This window comes from Flavobacterium algicola, assembly GCF_022399565.1.
Taxonomy (GTDB): domain Bacteria; phylum Bacteroidota; class Bacteroidia; order Flavobacteriales; family Flavobacteriaceae; genus Flavobacterium; species Flavobacterium algicola.
Genome location: NZ_JAJTUT010000004.1, coordinates 225062 through 242955, shown reverse-complemented (window position 1 = coordinate 242955; position 17894 = coordinate 225062). Strand labels below are relative to the sequence as shown.

At 35.2% G+C, this 17894-nt stretch carries 13 protein-coding genes and 1 rRNA gene; 4 read left to right on the top strand and 10 right to left on the bottom strand.

From position 1 onward, the window contains the following. Both LXH21_RS15375 and LXH21_RS15370 read right to left on the bottom strand, forming a co-directional pair. Window positions 1–111: ribosomal RNA gene (locus LXH21_RS15375) — 16S ribosomal RNA — on the bottom strand; the annotation flags it as partial. A gap of 984 nt (window positions 112–1095) precedes the next feature. Further along, window positions 1096–1776: a DUF4294 domain-containing protein gene (locus LXH21_RS15370; RefSeq protein WP_239867923.1), complete on the bottom strand. Its 681-nt coding sequence runs from the start codon at window positions 1774–1776 to the stop codon at window positions 1096–1098. A gap of 82 nt (window positions 1777–1858) precedes the next feature. On the opposite strand from LXH21_RS15370, the gene LXH21_RS15365 reads away from it, so the two are divergent. Next, on the top strand, window positions 1859–2947 hold the full coding sequence (locus LXH21_RS15365; RefSeq protein WP_239867920.1) for a M42 family metallopeptidase: 1089 nt from the start codon (window positions 1859–1861) through the stop codon (window positions 2945–2947). Between the two features lie 162 nt (window positions 2948–3109). Here the strand turns inward: LXH21_RS15365 and LXH21_RS15360 are convergent, their stop codons facing one another. From LXH21_RS15360 to LXH21_RS15325, 8 genes are all read right to left on the bottom strand, one after another. Further along, entirely contained in the window at window positions 3110–4057 is a 948-nt protein-coding gene (locus LXH21_RS15360) for a phosphoribosylaminoimidazolesuccinocarboxamide synthase (RefSeq protein WP_239867917.1), read from the bottom strand. Between the two features lie 95 nt (window positions 4058–4152). Then, window positions 4153–6507 (bottom strand): S9 family peptidase, encoded by a 2355-nt coding sequence (locus LXH21_RS15355; RefSeq protein ID WP_239867914.1) that lies wholly within the window; start codon window positions 6505–6507, stop codon window positions 4153–4155. Between the two features lie 162 nt (window positions 6508–6669). Next, entirely contained in the window at window positions 6670–7281 is a 612-nt protein-coding gene (locus LXH21_RS15350) for a nucleotidyltransferase family protein (protein ID WP_239867911.1), read from the bottom strand. After that, window positions 7278–8429, bottom strand: coding sequence for an XdhC family protein (locus LXH21_RS15345; protein ID WP_239867908.1), 1152 nt, complete (start codon window positions 8427–8429; stop codon window positions 7278–7280). The genes LXH21_RS15350 and LXH21_RS15345 overlap by 4 nt, the downstream gene beginning before the upstream one ends. Continuing rightward, on the bottom strand, window positions 8426–9580 hold the full coding sequence (locus tag LXH21_RS15340; RefSeq protein ID WP_239867905.1) for a cysteine desulfurase family protein: 1155 nt from the start codon (window positions 9578–9580) through the stop codon (window positions 8426–8428). The genes LXH21_RS15345 and LXH21_RS15340 overlap by 4 nt, the downstream gene beginning before the upstream one ends. A gap of 67 nt (window positions 9581–9647) precedes the next feature. Then, window positions 9648–11825 (bottom strand): xanthine dehydrogenase family protein molybdopterin-binding subunit, encoded by a 2178-nt coding sequence (locus tag LXH21_RS15335; RefSeq protein ID WP_239867902.1) that lies wholly within the window; start codon window positions 11823–11825, stop codon window positions 9648–9650. Window positions 11826–11849: 24 nt separating this feature from the next. Continuing rightward, window positions 11850–12836 (bottom strand): FAD binding domain-containing protein, encoded by a 987-nt coding sequence (locus tag LXH21_RS15330; protein WP_239867899.1) that lies wholly within the window; start codon window positions 12834–12836, stop codon window positions 11850–11852. 64 nt (window positions 12837–12900) lie between these two features. After that, window positions 12901–13701, bottom strand: coding sequence for a 2Fe-2S iron-sulfur cluster-binding protein (locus LXH21_RS15325; RefSeq protein ID WP_239867896.1), 801 nt, complete (start codon window positions 13699–13701; stop codon window positions 12901–12903). A 345-nt stretch (window positions 13702–14046) separates the two neighbouring features. Here LXH21_RS15325 and LXH21_RS15320 point away from each other — a divergent pair, with 345 nt between their 5' ends. Genes LXH21_RS15320 through LXH21_RS15310 form a run of 3 tightly spaced genes read left to right on the top strand, consistent with a single transcriptional unit; the run spans window position 14047 to window position 17824 of the window. Beyond that, complete coding sequence (locus LXH21_RS15320) at window positions 14047–14568, top strand: (2Fe-2S)-binding protein (RefSeq protein WP_239867893.1); 522 nt, start codon at window positions 14047–14049, stop codon at window positions 14566–14568. Further along, entirely contained in the window at window positions 14561–15580 is a 1020-nt protein-coding gene (locus LXH21_RS15315; protein ID WP_239867890.1) for an FAD binding domain-containing protein, read from the top strand. Before LXH21_RS15320 ends, LXH21_RS15315 begins: the two co-directional genes overlap by 8 nt. 6 nt (window positions 15581–15586) lie before the next feature. Then, entirely contained in the window at window positions 15587–17824 is a 2238-nt protein-coding gene (locus tag LXH21_RS15310; RefSeq protein ID WP_239867888.1) for a xanthine dehydrogenase family protein molybdopterin-binding subunit, read from the top strand. The last annotated feature ends 70 nt before the right edge of the window (window positions 17825–17894 follow it).

The window sequence follows — 17894 nt, the reverse complement described above, 5'->3', positions numbered from 1 at the left end:
GTTACGCACCCGTGCGCCGGTCTCTAGTTCCGAAGAACTATACCCCTCGACTTGCATGTGTTAAGCCTGCCGCTAGCGTTCATCCTGAGCCAGGATCAAACTCTTCATCGTATATTGTTTGCTTATTGCTAAGCTATTTATTTTTGACTGAAGGTCTAGTGGTTATTTCTGAATCTCTCGATTCTATTACTCTTATTCTTTTGTTTTAAGATCTCTCTTAAAACGGCTGTCAATTCAATATGTCTAGGAACGTGTTCTTATCTTGTTTCTCGCCTCGTTATCATGTAAACATGTTTCTCGAAGCGGGTGCAAAAGTAGAAAACTATTTCGTTTCTCGCAAGAAAAATTTAAAGTTTTTTTTTAAGAGATAAATCTCTTTTTCTTTATTCTTCTTACCAGTCTTTCAAATAACTTTTCTTATTCTGCGGGGTGCAAAAGTAATTCGTTTACTTTAATCTCACAAGCTTTATTTGATATTTTTTTTTAGAAGAATTTCTTCCTTTATATCCGTATCGCTTGCCAGTGTGTCAGTGAACTTGTTCGTTGTTGCGGGTGCAAAAGTAGTGAGTTTGTTTGCTTAAACAATACTTCTTAATAACCTTTTTTTAATCTTTTTTTTAATTAGCTGGAAAAGTGCTGTTTGACTTGTGATTGTTTTTCGTTTTGTAAGGTTTTGGAGTGTTTTATATTACTATTTCATGGTTATGGGCTTCTACTCTACTGTTCTTTGACACCTATATATATAAGGAGAGTTATCTTGACTACATATCTATATCCTCTGCTCACTATTTTCTTTGCTTGCTGGTAAAGTATTTCGACTCTCAAGGCTCTAATAGGAAAGTCTGTATTTTGTTTTCCCACATTTATATATGATCTTACCTTATATATGAGTAATCAAATATTAATACATAAGATAATCTAAAACGAATATCAATGAAGGAACCCTGCTTTTCTGCCGCAATTGAAGTAGCACCATTTACTATTTCGTCTTATCGCAAAAATACAACAGCGCGAAGCAATGGAACAGGACTAGTAAAGTTATGAAGATGGGACGAAAAGCTACTAGCAAATTACACTTTCAATTGCAAAAGGTTCTTAATCCAACTTTTGCTTTTTGGCTTTAGACAACCATGCGTTATTTAAGTCTTGAATATCAACTGGATTTGCTGGTGGTTGATTAATTAACCTTCCTGCATTGAAAGATCGGTAAAGAATACCCTCAATCAAAAAATCTTCGTTTACATCATAAGGCTGGTACTTTGACTTTAAATCAATATCAAATAAACTAGCCGCTGTATTAGACCAATATGCTTTCCAGCCACTTTTTAAATCCTTGATAAGTTCAAACGTAGTTAATCCTGTTTGACGGTGTATCAGTCTTACTAAAATTCGCCCTTGACTACGAGACAATTTTTTTAATTTTGCTTCAAATTCATTGGTCAAATAGTCCTCTACAATTTTAAAGTATTTTTTTTTCTCTTTGGTTGTAGATAATTTGTCCATTCCTTTCTTTAGGCCCACTAATCTCTCTGCTGTAAGTTTTGCATACGGATATGTCACCCAAACTCTATTTTGAAGTATTAAGAATTTCTTTTTATCATCTAGCTCTAGTTTGTTTTTTGAGATAAGTATCTCCTCAAGTTGAATTGTATCCTTTTCAACATCTATCGAAGCATCAATTTCTCGAACCATCTCTAAGGGATGGTCGGGAATTTCTTGTGCAAAACAGCTTAAAGAAATAGCTAAAAAGGTAAAAAATGCAAAAATTAACTTCATGAGGCAAAATTTATAGGGTAAAATTATACATTATATACACAAGTCTGATACCAAATTTATAAATTAGCAAAAAAATATTTATATGAGCACAGAATCTATATTAAAACCCACATCATTGGCGTTTTTGGAACAATATTTAAACAATGCGTCCCCTACTGGATATGAAGCTGAAGGACAGAAAATTTGGATGGATTATTTGAAACCTTATGTTGATACATTCATTACAGATACTTATGGTACTGCAGTTGGAGTAATAAATCCGAACGCACCTTATAAAGTTGTAATCGAAGGACACTCTGACGAGATTGCTTGGTATGTAAACTATATAACTGATGATGGACTAATTTATGTAATACGCAATGGTGGATCTGATCATCAAATTGCTCCTTCGAAGAGAGTAAATATCCACACAAAAAAAGGAATTGTAAAAGGTGTATTTGGTTGGCCGGCTATTCATACGCGTAATCGCAGTAAAGAAGAAACCGCCAAAACCGATAACATCTTTATTGATCTTGGTTGTGAAACTAAAGAAGAAGTTGAAAAATTAGGTGTTCATGTAGGTTGCGTAATTACTTATCCTGATGAATTTATGATTCTGAACGAAAATAAATTTGTTTGTCGCGCCATAGATAACCGTATGGGTGGTTTTATGATTGCAGAAGTAGCACGACTATTACATGAAAATAATATCAAACTTCCATTTGGGCTGTATATTACTAATTCTGTACAAGAAGAAGTAGGTTTGCGTGGTGCAGAAATGATTACTCAGACAATAAAACCAAATGTTGCTATTGTTACTGATGTTTGTCATGACTCAACAACTCCTATGATCGAAAAGAAAATTGAAGGAGAAACAAAAATTGGTAGAGGTCCTGTTGTGACATATGCTCCAGCTGTTCAAAACAACTTGAGAGAACTTATACTTGACACTGCTATCGAAAAAGAAATTCCGTTTCAAAGATTAGCTTCTTCAAGAGTTACAGGTACAGATACAGATGCATTTGCCTATAGTAATGGTGGAGTTGCTTCCGCATTAATCTCATTACCATTGCGTTATATGCACACAACCGTAGAAATGGTACATCGAGATGACGTAGAAAATGTGATCAAACTAATTTACGAGACACTTTTGAAACTAGAAAATAACGAAACGTTCTCATATTTCAAATAATAATTTTAACTAATCATTCTCCTCAATCGTTTTGGCAATTTGGGATAGTGTTTGGTATATTTTATCGCTTTCAATTCGAAAGAAAAAAGAAAAGCTATAAGACAAAGCATAAAAAAGCCGCAACTCTATTTAGAATTGCGGCTTTCTATATTAGTAGCTTTATTATTTTGATAAATACGCTATTACATTTTCTTCGATTCTCTCGTTAATACTTGAAATATCAGCTTTTACAAATTTTTCTCCAATGATATTTTCATATAATTCGATATATCTTTCAGAAACAGATTCTATATACTCTGGTGTCATCTCTGGGATTTGTTGTCCTTCCTTACCTTGAAAACCATTTTCAATTAACCAGCGACGCACAAATTCTTTTGACAACTGTTTCTGCTCTTCATTATTGTCTTGCCTGTCTTGGTACCCTTCAGCGTAAAAATAACGAGAAGAATCTGGAGTATGGATTTCGTCAATTAAGACGATAACACCGTCTTTTGTTTTTCCAAATTCATATTTGGTATCTACCAAGATTAAACCTCTACTTGCTGCAATTTCAGTTCCTCTTTGAAAGAGCGCGCGGGTATATTTCTCTAGTACTAAATAGTCTTCTTCAGTCACTATCCCGTTTGCTAAAATAGCTTCTCTTGATATATCGGCATCATGCTCTCCATTATCAGCTTTTGTTGTAGGAGTAATTATTGGCTCTGGGAATTTATCATTCTCTTTTAGTCCTTCTGCCATTGCAACGCCACAAATGCTTCTTTTCCCTTCGGCATACTCACGTGATGCATGTCCCGACAAATAACCACGGATAACCATCTCTACTTTAAAAGGAGTACATAAATGCCCCACAGCAACACTAGGATCTGGCGTAGCAATTAACCAATTGGGAACAATGTCTGCAGTAAGTTCCATAAACTTAGTTGCGATTTGATTAAGAATCTGACCCTTATATGGAATTCCCTCTGGTAAAACAACGTCAAAAGCAGAGAGTCTATCTGTAGCTACCATTACTAATAAGTCATCATTAATATTATAGACTTCTCTAACCTTACCTCTGTATACAGATTTTTGATTTGGAAAATTGAAATTGGTAGTAGTTATAGTGTTCATCTTTCTAAGTGTGTTGTGTTTTTGCAAAAGTAACTTCTTTCATATAAATACACAATATAGTTATCATATAATTAAGTGTCTCCTTTTTTATTTTTTCATTCCTTATTTAAGAGCGTTGTATTAAACAAATTAAGGATTCTGCTGTACTCATCTACCCATGAATAAGTTTCTTTAAATCCATGCGCTTCGACAGGAAATGATGCTAGGTTCCAATTCTTTTTTCCTAGTTCAATAAAACGCTGCGATAACCTTATAATGTCTTTATATTCAACATTGTTGTCAACCATACCATGCAGCATCAATAAATTACCTTGAAGATTATCGGCAAAATAAATAGGCGAGCTACGTTTAAAAGCAATTGGATCTGTTTCTGGAAAATTTAAAATATTGCTCGTATATCCATGATTGTAATGTGCCCAATCTGTAACCGAACGTAATGCTGCTCCCGATTTAAATTCTGTAGGCTCGGTTAACATCGCCATTAGTGTAATGAAACCACCATAGGACCCACCATATATTCCGACTCTGCTCGCATCAATTCCCAACTCCTTCACCAAATAATTTTTCCCATCAATTTGATCTGACAAATCCCTACCGCCCATGTGACGGTAAATGCCGGTTCTAAAGTCACGTCCATAACCATCACTGCCACGATAATCAATATCCATAACTGTATATCCTAAATCAGCTAACAAATTATGAAACATAAATTCTCTATAGTAATTGCTCCAATAGTTGTGCGCATTTTGTAAATAACCTGCTCCATGTACAAAAATAATGGCAGCTTTATTTGATACAGCAGTTTCAGGTTTGTATAATCTTGCATTCACTTTCGTTCCGTCCTGCGCATTGATAGTTATAATGTCTGGATTTCTCCAAGCATAAGAATCAAATGGTGCTGAAGTAGAGTGAGTTATTTGTAGCAATTTTGTGGATGTTGTATTTGGAGCTACATAAAACTCCCATGGCTTATCTTTATAAGAATAGCGAACTAACAATTCCTTTTCATCTGGAGAAAGTACCACTTCATGAGCACCATCTTTAATCAATATAGGTTGCATAATCCCACCAGTCGTAGCTAATTTATAGTAACCTCTATTGCCAGGATGGGTAGTATTGGTTATTAGATAGAATGATTTTTTATCGTTAGATAATGTTACATCTCTAACTTCCCAATTACCTTTAGTAATCTGATTTTTTTTATGGGTTCTCAAATTATAGGTATATAAATGTGAATACCCACTAACTTCAGATTGAAAGTAAATGGTTTCATTATCTCCCAAAAATCCTAGCGTACCAGAACTGCTTGTATAGGTTGGAATTCCAGGTCCACCAATCCAGGCTTCATCATGCTGGTACTCTAATTCTTTAAAAGTATTTTTATCTAAATCTAACTGTACAATCCAGCGGTCTTTATTGTCAAGACTCTTAATTTCTGTAATCGCATGACTACCATCATCGCTGTATGTTGGCGCTTGCACATATAACAGTCTATCTTCTTTTCCTTTATTCTTTAGATTTACGTATTCCTTATAATATTTAGGTTGTTGTTGAAGATGAGTCAAGGTAGAAAAATCAATATAGTAAACAGAATCTTTGGCCACAGAATAAATTCCAAATTTCGATTTCTTTAAATTTAAAATTGAAACTTTATCCTTACTATCCACTGATTTATTATAACCATCTGCAGTTATCAAATTCTCCATGATTTCACTCTTGCTCTTTACTACTTCTATAAGTTTAAAAGTGGCAAAATTCCCGTTTGGACTAGCTTGTAAATCTTCTAAAGACTCTGTGCCGTAATAATATGCACTAGGTAAATCAGATTTGTTTTTATCAGACATCGCCTTATCCCATTCTTTTTTTGCTTTTTGTTCTTTTATAAACTGAAATAATTCTAGCTGTTGAGATTTTAAAAAAGTGTCTTTCTTATCTCCTTCTACTTTTTTGCTGCCTGCAACAAAATTTGTGAGCTGAATTAAAGTACCATCTTTAGTATCGAATTTTAAAATATTTCCATTCTGATTGAAAAACAAAACACCGTCGTCAATTCCTAATCGCAAATCAGAAATGGGATTGGATTGCTGTAGCATTTTTTTTGAAAATGCAGAAGCTAAAGTATAAGAATAGAGCGCACCATTATTGACATAGTAAGCAATGTCAGCATTTGCTTTACGTTTGATTTCTAGTTTCGAAAGCACCGATTCTGAAGTAGAAGCCAACTGTGGCTTTGACATTCCTTGTTGCCAATAATATGTACTAGGCCCAAAATCGTTATTTGGATTCCATTCAAAAAAAACTTTTTTATTATCTAATGACCAGCTCCCTGAAAATGGCTGTTCGCCTATAAAAGTATTTCCCTTCATGATTTCTTCCAACTGAAGTTTTTGACCTAAGCTAGAAAATGATAATAATAGTAGTAAAGTAATAACGTAAAGATTTCGAATCATAAGTGAAGATTTAATTCATACAAAAATAAGCTTTGTAGGGTATTTAAAAAAATTACTACGAAATTTGAAATAGTAAAGGGAAGTTAATAAAGTGGTACTATCAAATAAGATGTAGATTATACCCTATATCGTAGTAAAATAACTTTAGAAATGCAGAAGACATCAAGACTTTTTCTCTAATTGTTGTAACAGCTGGACATCTTTAGCATTATCAATATCAAAATCACCTTTTACAAAAAGTATTGTTTTAAAATTGAAATCTTTGATATGCATTAATTTCTTAGCTCCTTGATCACCTTGCAACTGCAATAGATGTTCGAAAGTCCTTGCGGAAAAAATTGCAGGAACTCCGATAGAACTTCCGTAGTCAGAGAAAGTGGCATCACTATCACTACTGAATTGCATATTTATCAAATCATCCAATAGCTCTTCGTTAATAAAAGGCTGATCTGACAAAAGAATTAGTACATGATCTAAATCTGGTGCTCTTTCTAAAGCTTTTTTTAAACCATAGCGAATGCTGCTCCCCATTCCTTCCTCCCAGTCTTTATTGATTACTAAATCAAAGTCCTTTTTACTGATTTTCGATTTAATTTTAGAACTCCTTGCACCTAATACTATCATTTTAGTTTCACAATCAATCAATCTGCACACGTCGATGGTATGTTGTAACAATGATTTATTTTTAAATTCAATAAGTTGTTTTGCATGACCTAGACGGCTAGATGAACCAGCAGCGAGAATAAGAATGGCTATTTTTGCACGGGATTTCAAATTTTTTGCATTTTAAGGTACTCACTTTCTTTATGTATCGGTACTAATTTCTCCCTCAATGGTCTCCCACTTGAATTTGTAAGTACAGACTGAATTTCGGCTAAGATCGCCAAACCTATTTCTGCAGGTGTTTCTGCTCCTATTTCTAAACCTATAGGTGCATGTATTTTGTCTTTTACAGAATTATCTAGATATAAACCTCCCTTTCGCAAATCGTCTTGCATTCTATTGTACTTTTTTAAGGGTCCTAAAATACCAATATAAGGAATCTGCTCCTCTAAGAGCAAAACTTTAAGTGCGGCCAGATCATAATTATAATTATGACTCATTAATACGAAGCAACTGCGATTATCAATATCTACATTTTCTAAAACCTGCTCTGGATTTGAAACTATAACTTGGCATGAACTTGCAAATCTTTCATGATTAGCATGTGTCGGTCGACCATCTGTAATCGTTACATCCCAGCCTAAAAATTCTGCTTGTTGTGCTAGTATTTGCGCATCATTACCAGCTCCTACAATTATTAATTTAACAGGAGGTAAATAGTATTGAATAAATAATTGCTGCGTTAGACCATCTAGACTTATTTCAGAACAAATTGACTTTTTAGTTGTCAAAGATTCTTGAATTAATTCATATAAACTAAGTTTATCTTCAATTCCAAGTGCCTTACCTGTATAATTTGAATTGTTGTCTATCGTAGCACTAGTACCTATTTGCTGCATTTTTTTGTCTAAATTGAAAAATACTACTATTGCCAATTCGACTTTTATGCTAGCAGCTTGCTTTAAAAGCTCACAAGGATTTAGCTTATCATTATAATTTAATGGTTCAAAAAGCACTTGAATAATGCCGTTACAACCTAACTGCGCTCCAATAATTGCATCATTATCATCACTTGTATCATAAGTAATTAATTTATTGGTCTGACGATGTAATGCATGCAATGCTTTCTTTAGTGCATCCCCTTCTAGACAACCACCACTAATAGCACCCGTGATATTTCCGTATTCATCAATTAACATCCTTGCTCCTGCCCGTCTGTAAGAAGAACCTTGGACAGATACAACAGTCGCAAGCACGGTAGCAACATCTTGTGATTTTAAGCTATTATATTTCGAAATTATTGCGTCTAATTCTCTCATACAATGACATTTTGTAATGAATTAATTGATTCTTTTATACTTTTGACGGCAATTTCTACCTCATCGAAATTTGTATTTCTACCTAAGCTAATACGAAAAGATGATAATGCTTCGTTATCAGTTAAACCCATCGCTTTTAAAACATGGGATGGTTGAACTGTATTTGAATGACAAGCTGACCCTCTTGATATTGCAATTGTGTTTAGCCTTCTTAGTAACTTCGTACCGTCAATATTTTCAACAGAGAAGTTTGTAGTATTAGGTAGCCTTTTACTATTTTCGGAAATTATAGTCACCCCTTCGATCTGCTTTAATTCGGATTCTAAATATTCTCGTGTTTTTGCTGTCCTTAACATTTGATCCTCCATTACCTCCATGGCTTTTTCTGCAGCTATGCCAAATCCAACTATGGCGGGGACATTTAGCGTACCTGATCTTAGCCCTCCTTCCTGACCTCCTCCAAATATTACAGTTTTTATTGTTAGTTGACTTCCATTATTAATAAATAGAGCACCAACGCCTTTTGGTCCATATATTTTATGCGATGAGAAAAATGCTAAATCTATTTCCAATTCTTTCAAATTCACAGGAATTTTACCTACTGCTTGCGTGATATCACAAAGCAATTTTACACCTTTTGAATGAACGATATTTGCAATTTCCTTAATTGGATGTAGTAGTCCAGTCTCATTGTTGGCTAGCATAATGGCTACTAAAAAAGTTCTATCTGTAATATTATCCCGCAATTCATCAATATTGATATTTCCTTCCGAGTCAACATTTAAGTAGGTCACCGTAAAACCTTTTGACTCTAATGCTTCCATAGTTTTCAGCACACTATTATGTTCTGTACTGACTGTAATAATGTGATTGCCTTTATCTTTATTTCCTTCACAAAAACCATACAATGAAATATTTGCAGCTTCTGTTGCTCCTGAAGTGAATGTAATCTCATTAGACTTGCATCCTACTAATGTAGCTATACTAGCGCGTGAACGTTCAACAGCCTCATCAGCATCCCAACCAAAAAAGTGGTCACTACTTGCATTCCCAAACATTGTCGTAAAATAAGGAATCATAGCATCCATTACACTTTGATCTACAGGAGTAGTGGCGTTATAATCTAAATAAATTAATTTTTTATTTTCCATATGTAGTTACTCAAATTTGACTATATGTATGTGTACATATATATAAGTACTCATATCATTCAACTCATTAAGCAGAAATACCCGGCTCTAACCCAGCTTCTATTAATTTTTCTGGCGTGATAGGAAGATCTCGCATACGCTTTCCGGTAGCATTAAAAATTGCATTTGCTATAGAAGCAGCCACACTAGTAATACCTAATTCTCCTATTCCTTTAATTCCCATCTTATTAGCAATTTTATCTTCTTCTGGAAGAAATACAACATTTACATTGGCCATGTCTAAATTTACAGGAACATGGTAATCTGCAAAAGATCTAGTAATAAAATTTCCAAAGTTGGGTTCTACTTTAGTTTGTTCGGCAATTACCATTCCAGCACCCATTGTTATCCCTCCTATAATTTGACCATAAGCTGTTTTAGGATTTAAAATTTTACCTGCTGATGCTACATTGACCATTCTTTTTATACGGTACATACCTGTATCTTTATCGACCCACACTTCTGTAAAGTTGGCACCGAAAGAAAACACAGAATACTTTTTAAATTCAAGCGAAGGTTCTGCACTCCCCTCTGCTTCAAACGATGTAAGTTGGTTCATCTTTAGTAAATCAGCCAACGGGACAGTCTTATCTTTTTTAATATTTCTGTTTACTTTCAATTTATTAATTGCATTTTCACAGGCGGATTGCACTCCATTACAATAGGAAGCAGCTCCCCACGAACCACCAGATCCAGGAGTAACTGGAAAATCTGTATCCCCAATCTGAACATCAATTTGGTCTACGGGAATTTGTAAATATTCTGAAGCTGTCTGTGCTATTATGGTATAGCTTCCTGTCCCAATATCAGTAGCATCCATTTGAACGGTAACATTTACTTTCTTTTCTTCTAATTTTAAAATAATTTTCGCATTAGTTTTTTGAAAGGGGGCATTTCGAGAGGCAGCACTTACACCATATCCTATTAGCCAATTTCCTTTTTTATTCGTGCGTGGCTGTTCTTTTCTGTCTTTCCATCCAAATTTATCAGCACCTATTCTTAAACATTCGACTAAAAGTCTTGAGGAAAAGGGCTTATCAGCATGAAGATCGTGTTGTGAATCATTCTTAATTCTAAATTCTATTGGATCCATTTTTAATTTCCATGCCATTTCATCTATAGCCGATTCAAGTGCAAAACTTCCTGTAGCTTCACCTGGGGCTCTCATAGCGAATGGAGTTTGAAGATTCATTGCTATAAGTCGCTCTTTCACTAGATTATTAGGAACATTGTACATCATTTTCGAAATCATTCCGCAAGGTTCTTGAAAAATAGCGGTAGTTGAAGTATGGGAAAGTACTTCGTGAGAAAGAGCAGTTAATGTACCATCTTTTTTAGCTCCAATACGCATTTTCTGTTCGTTTTTTTGACGCATATTGGTATTGGTAAACATCTGATTTCTCGTGACAGTAAGTTGAACAGGCTGGCCCACCATTTTTGATGCCATGATTGCCATAATTACATGACCATTTAAATTAAGTTTAGATCCAAAACCTCCACCAACAAAAGGAGCAATTATTCGTACATCCTTTGTAGGTATTTGAAAAGTTCCTGAAATAGCAATAGCGGCATCCTCAAGCATTTGCTGACTTGCATATACCAAAACTTTACCATTATCCCAATTGGCTATGGTTGCGTGAAGCTCCATAGGATGATGGTGCTCAATTGGTGTGTGGTATGTTTGCTCTATTATTTCATCAGCCTCCTTCAATCCCTTTTCTACATCTCCTCTTGAATAATCGGATTTTTTTGAAGGTGCGAATGCTTTACTTCTAGATTTCTCGAAATCTATTACTGCACTATTATCTTTTTTATACTCAATTTTTATTAAAGATGCCGCGTACTGAGCTTGTTCAAAAGTCTTAGCTACTACTAATCCCACATATTCGCCGTAAAAGTGAATCTTATTACTTTGTAATACCGGTGCAATAGTATCCGTACTTACAGATGGCATTGCTTCATCAAATGTTTTTAACTTATCTGCGTTTTTGTATGTTATAATTTTTAATACTCCTGCTGCTTGTTCGGCAGCGGTGGCATCTATAGATATAATTTCGCCTTTAGCAATTGTACTGTTGATACTTTGGGCATATACTTTATTTTCTACTGGAAATTCTGTTGCATACTTAGCCTTCCCCATTACTTTAAGGTGACCTTCTACTCTGTTTATTGCATTTCCAATTCCGGTTGCGTTTGATGTCTTCATGTTCATTTCAATTTTGAAATTGTTTTATGCTTTTCTTTCATATGCTTGAGTCAAAGCCCTAACTATCGCCTTTTTACCCATATCAACTTTATACTTATTAGCTTCAAATGGTTTGGCATCCTTTAAGGCTAATTCCGCCGCCGCTTCAAAATTGGATTGGTTTGGTTGCTTTCCTATTAAAAATTCTTCTGCCTTTAGTAACTTCCATGGTTGATGTGCAACACCACCCATCGCGAGTCCAACTTTAGACATTACTCCATTTGAAATTTGGAATCCTGCAGCTACCGAAATTAATGCAAAAGCATAGCTGGATCGCTCTCTAATCTTTAAATAGTAATAATGTTCGGAAAAAGCAGAAGCGTCAAGATGTATCGCTGTAATAAGCTCACCTTTTGACAATGTAGTATCAAATTCAGGTTCATTTTGCGGTAAGCGATGAAAATCTTTGAAATTTATCATACGGGAAGTTCCATCAATTTTCTGAACTTCGACCGTAGCGCCTATCGCTGCTAATGCAACACACATATCAGACGGGTTTGTGGCAATGCATTTATCGCTATACCCAAATATAGCATGTGTGGCATTCATTCCGTTTAAAGCTCCGCAACCTGAACCTGGTACTCTCTTGTTACACGGCATTGCTATGTCAAAGAAATAAGGACATCGAGTGCGTTGCAGTAAATTACCGCCATTTGTAGCCATGTTTCGAATTTGAGCAGTAGCCGCAGATAGCATTGCCATTGATAATAAGGGATACTTTTGTCGTACGTCCTTATTATTTGCTGTATCTGCATTACTAACCATAGCCCCCAACGTCAAACCTGCTTTATCATTCTTGGTAATAATATTGTAGTTAAGAGTACTTACATCAATTATTTGATCAGGCTGCTCTACATTTTCTTTCATTAAATCTACAAGATTGGTTCCTCCCGCTAGATAATGTGAGGTGGTACTAAATGATTGCAGCGCCTTTTCTTTATTGGAAGCTTTTATATAAGTGAATGGTTTCATTTTTTGTGATTTTTAGTGTTTAAAACGTCTAACGTTTCATCAAAACTTGAAAATTTTAGAAATCTCAAGCTTTCTTAGCTTTTTCCATTTGTTCTGGAGTAGCAAACTCCCAAGGTGGCATTTCCCCATCACCAGAATGAACTTCTCTAAATGCTTGTACTATATTGTTATAAGCTCCGCAACGACAAATATTACCAGACATTCTTTCTCTGATTTCCTCTTCAGATAGTTGTAGTCCAGTCTTGATTTTTTGAATATCTTCTGTTACAAAACTAGCATCGCCATTTTTAGCTTCATCTAATAATGCGACTGAAGAACATATTTGCCCAGGTGTGCAGTAACCACACTGAAAACCATCATGCTTAATAAATGCTTTTTGCATGGCATGCATTTCGCCATTTTGGGCCAAACCTTCTATGGTAGTGATTTTCTTATCCTCGCATGTAGCTGCAAGTGTTAAACAAGATAGTTTTCGCTTCCCATCAATTATAACAGTACATGCTCCACATTGACCGTGATCACAACCTTTCTTGGTTCCTGTCATGGCTAGTCCTTCTCTTAATGCGTCAAGCAAACTCGTTCTAGAATCGATCGCAAGCTTTTTGACAGTACTATTAACATTTAGACTTAGTTGTATCTCATTTAATAAATTTCGCGCTTGTATAGGTAATTCACTTGCATTATGAGCGTATAAATCAGAACCGAAGAGTGAAGATGCATAGACCCCTAAACTTCCTGCAGATACTTGTTTTAAGAACTTTCTTCTAGAGGACGCACTAAGCCCCATTGCATCTAAGATTAAATTTTCATCATCAGTTAAATTATCTGAATGAGATTCTTTCTTCAATTTGTTTTTTTCTTTCATATAATTAAGTCTAAATTACCCTTCACATTCTATCTTGATTTACAAACCTTATTCACTGTTTTTGCATTTTTAAAATCTTTCAACAATGGCAACGCACTATGTAACAAACTCATAGAAGTATTTCCTAAAAAAATGAAGTGTTAAAATTCATTCTAATAAAAACAGCTATTACAAAGTTGCGACAGCAACTAAGCCGTAATTAATTCAAACAAAAAAATTATTAACTCATATCACTCTAAAAGCAAATTTCCTTTATAAAATATTTGACCAATTCAAGAATCCTTTATACTTTCATAATTGTAAAACATATTACAGTTTTTAACTGTCACTACATATAAGCAAAATATGAAAGCAGAAAGCACCGATAGAGAAAATAATAATGACTTTAATTTAACCACTTCTCAAGTTAAATTAAAAATTAATGGCAATTGTTTACAATTAAATGTATTGCCTTGGGTTAGTCTATTGGATGCCATTCGCGACCACTGTAACTTAACTGGCACAAAGAAAGGTTGTGATCATGGCCAATGTGGAGCTTGCACTGTTATCTGTGATGGTAATCGAATACTGAGCTGTCTTACATTGGCAGTAATGAAAAACAAATCTGAAATTACAACTATAGAAGGAATAGCAGATGGCGATGAATTGCACCCTTTGCAGAAAGCTTTCATCAAGCACGATGCCTTTCAATGCGGTTATTGTACTCCAGGACAAATATGTAGCGCAATTGCAATGCTGAAGGAAGGTAAAGCGAATACTCGTGAAGAAATTAAAGAACAGATGAGTGGCAATTTATGCAGATGTGGGGCCAACACTAATATTATAGATGCCATAATCGAAATCAAAAATAAAGGGAATTATGAATAATTTTAGCTACCAAAAAGTTTCGGAAACGGCTGATGCCTTGGATCAAATTTCAAAGTGTAATCTAACGCAAATTATTGCGGGTGGTACTAATATTATAGATTTATGGAAATACAATCTTATCCAACCTAAATTATTGATCGATATTAACGGCATCGAAAAATTTAAGCGTATTCAGCAAACTGAAGATGGTGGACTCTTTTTAGGAGCTCTGGCCACAAATTCAGATACCGCCTATCATATGGAAGTTGAAAAAAACTATCCTTTATTATCCAGAGCTATTTTAGCGGGAGCATCAGCACAGATTCGCAATAGTGCTACCAATGGTGGTAATATTTTGCAGCGTACGCGCTGTTATTATTTTTATGATGCCGCTTCTCCTTGCAACAAAAGAAAACCTGGTTCGGGTTGCCCTGCAAAAAATGGTTTAAATCGAATGCATGCTATAGTAGGAACCAGCGAAGATTGTATTGCTGTTTTCCCATCTGATATGTGTGTTGCATTGGCCGCACTTGAAGCAGTTGTACATGTCGTAAGTTCTGTAGGTAAACGTGAGATCAAATTTTCAGCATTTCATCGTCTTCCGGGGAATACTCCCGAAATAGATAATAATCTTCAACCAAATGAAATTATAACTGGTATAAGTTTACCTCCAGAAGGTTTTGCTGAGAATTATTCTTATTTAAAGCTGCGAGATCGAAATTCTTACGCATTTGCATTAGTTAGTGTTGCAACCGGAATGAAACTAGAAAATGGCTTAATTCAAAAAATTCGTATTGTACTTGGAGGAATAGCTCACAAGCCATGGCGCGTTCCTGAGGCCGAAGATTTTTTAATTGGAAAAAATCCTACTGCGGTCAATTTTGCTTCAGCTGCTGAACTTATTTTAAAAGATGCCAAAGGCTTTGGCGACAATGATTTTAAAATCGAACTTTCAAAAAGAGCAATTGTACGCAATTGTATCATGGCCATTCATCCAGAAACACTACGACCAGGAGCACAACCCTCTTTATAATAAGCTATGAAAACATCAAAACAAATAGGAAAACCAGTAAGTAGACTTGAAGGAAACCTCAAAGTTACGGGCGCCGCAAAATATGCAGCTGACTACAATGAATCTGATTTAGTACATGGATATATTGTGAATAGTACCATTACCAAAGGAAAAATTATCGCAATCGATGAAAGTAGTGCGAGGAAAATCTCAGGTGTTATCGAAATATATTCACATACTAATCGATCCAAGCTTCCTTGGTTCGACATTTTATATACTGATATGGATGCGCCACCTGGAACACCATTTAAACCACTTTATAACAATCAAGTTTTATATAATGGTCAGCCCATTGCCTTAGTTGTTGCAGAATGTTTTGAAACTTCACGTTATGCCGCTTCATTACTTAAAATAACTTATGAAGAAGAAACTTTTGAAACCGAATTAATGATGCGATTAGCAGCAGCTCGTAATCCTAAAAAAGGAATGGCAACTTCTATTAAACCTCTTCCTCCCAGCCCTACTGGAAACTTTGAAGAAGCTTATGAGCAAGCGGATGCAAAATATGAAGGAGAATTTTTTCATGGTGCTGAACATCATAATCCGTTAGAACTTTTTGCAACTACCACTATTTTTGAAGGCGATGGTAAATTAACTGTATACGATAAAACACAAGGAACAAACAATTGCCAAATATATATAGCAAATGTTTTTGGGCTACATTTTAAAGATGTTAGAGTTCTTTCACCTTTTGTTGGTGGTGGATTTGGTTCGGGTTTAAGACCGCAATACCAACTATTTCTTTGCGTCATGGCATCGTTGGAACTTAAGCGAAATGTAAGAGTTACAATGGACAGGGCACAAATGTTTACTTTTGGACACAGACCGCAGACAATACAGCGTACAAAATTTGGAGCCTCAGCAGATGGGATAGTTACCGCAATCCACCATTCCGCTATAGCAGAAACTTCTCATTTTGAAGATTATACAGAAGTCGTAGTTAATTGGGCAAATATGTTATATCCTGCAAAAAATACTTTATTAGATTATAAATTAGTACCATTGGATTTGTTTACGCCTATGGACATGCGCGCACCTGGCGGAAGTACGGGCTTGCATGCAATAGAAGCCACAATGGATGCTCTCTCCTATGAATTAAATATTGATCCCTTGGCCTTGAGACTACTTAACTACTCAGAAAGAGATGTAAGTGCAGACAAACCTTATTCAAGTAAAGAATTAAAAGCATGCTATCTGCAAGGTGCTGAAAAATTTGGTTGGTCGGATAGAAACCCTGAGCCACGTTCAACTAAACGAGGAAACCGATTAGTAGGAACTGGAATGAGTACAGGGATTTGGGATGTTATTGCTCTTCCTGCTAAGGCGAAAGCGAAAATTGATAGAGAAGGTAAAGTGAAAGTGACAAGTGCGGTGACAGATATCGGAACAGGAACTAAGACTATCATGACTCAAATTGCCGCAGAAACATTAGGGATTTCAATTAGTGATGTCACTTTTGCATATGGAGATAGTAAAATGCCTTTGGCTCCAATTCAGGGCGGCTCCTATACGACTGGTGTTATTGGCTCTGCAGTTAAAGCCGTTTGTACTGCACTTAAGAAAAAGATCTTTCGACAAGCTAAAAAAATGAAGCATTCTGCATTCAAAAAAGTAAAATTCAAAGATGTAGTTTTTGAAGATGGCAAAATATTTTTACCAAATAAACCAAACAGTGCTGTATCTATCAAAAGTGTTGTCATAGATAACGAGGAAAAAGTAATAAAAACCTCAAAAACAAATATCCCTAACCTTTTAAAAATAAAACAATACACACGCGCAGCACACAGCGCAGCATTTGTAGAGGTTGAAGTAGATGAAGAGTTAGGAGTTATTAATGTTACAAGAGCTGTGACAGCAGTTGCAGCCGGAAAAATTATAAATCCGAAAACTGCCCGCAGTCAAATACTAGGTGGAATGATTTGGGGAATTAGCAAAGCACTGCGAGAAGAAACTTTGACAGATCATCATTTAGGAAAGTATATGAATACAAATCTGGGAGAGTATCATATTCCTGTACATGCCGATATTCATGAATTAGATGTACTATTTGTAGAAGAAAATGATGAAATAATTAATGAACTAGGAAGTAAAGGTGTAGGTGAAATTGGCTTAGCCTCCATGGCACCCGCTATAGCAAATGCAATATTTCATGCCACTGGTAAACGAATCAATAAATTTCCTATTCATTTTGATGCATTACTGTGATTCAATTGACAGCGACATTAAAACAATTGGCAACGGACTCATAATATAAAAATTCCGAGGTTAACTCAAT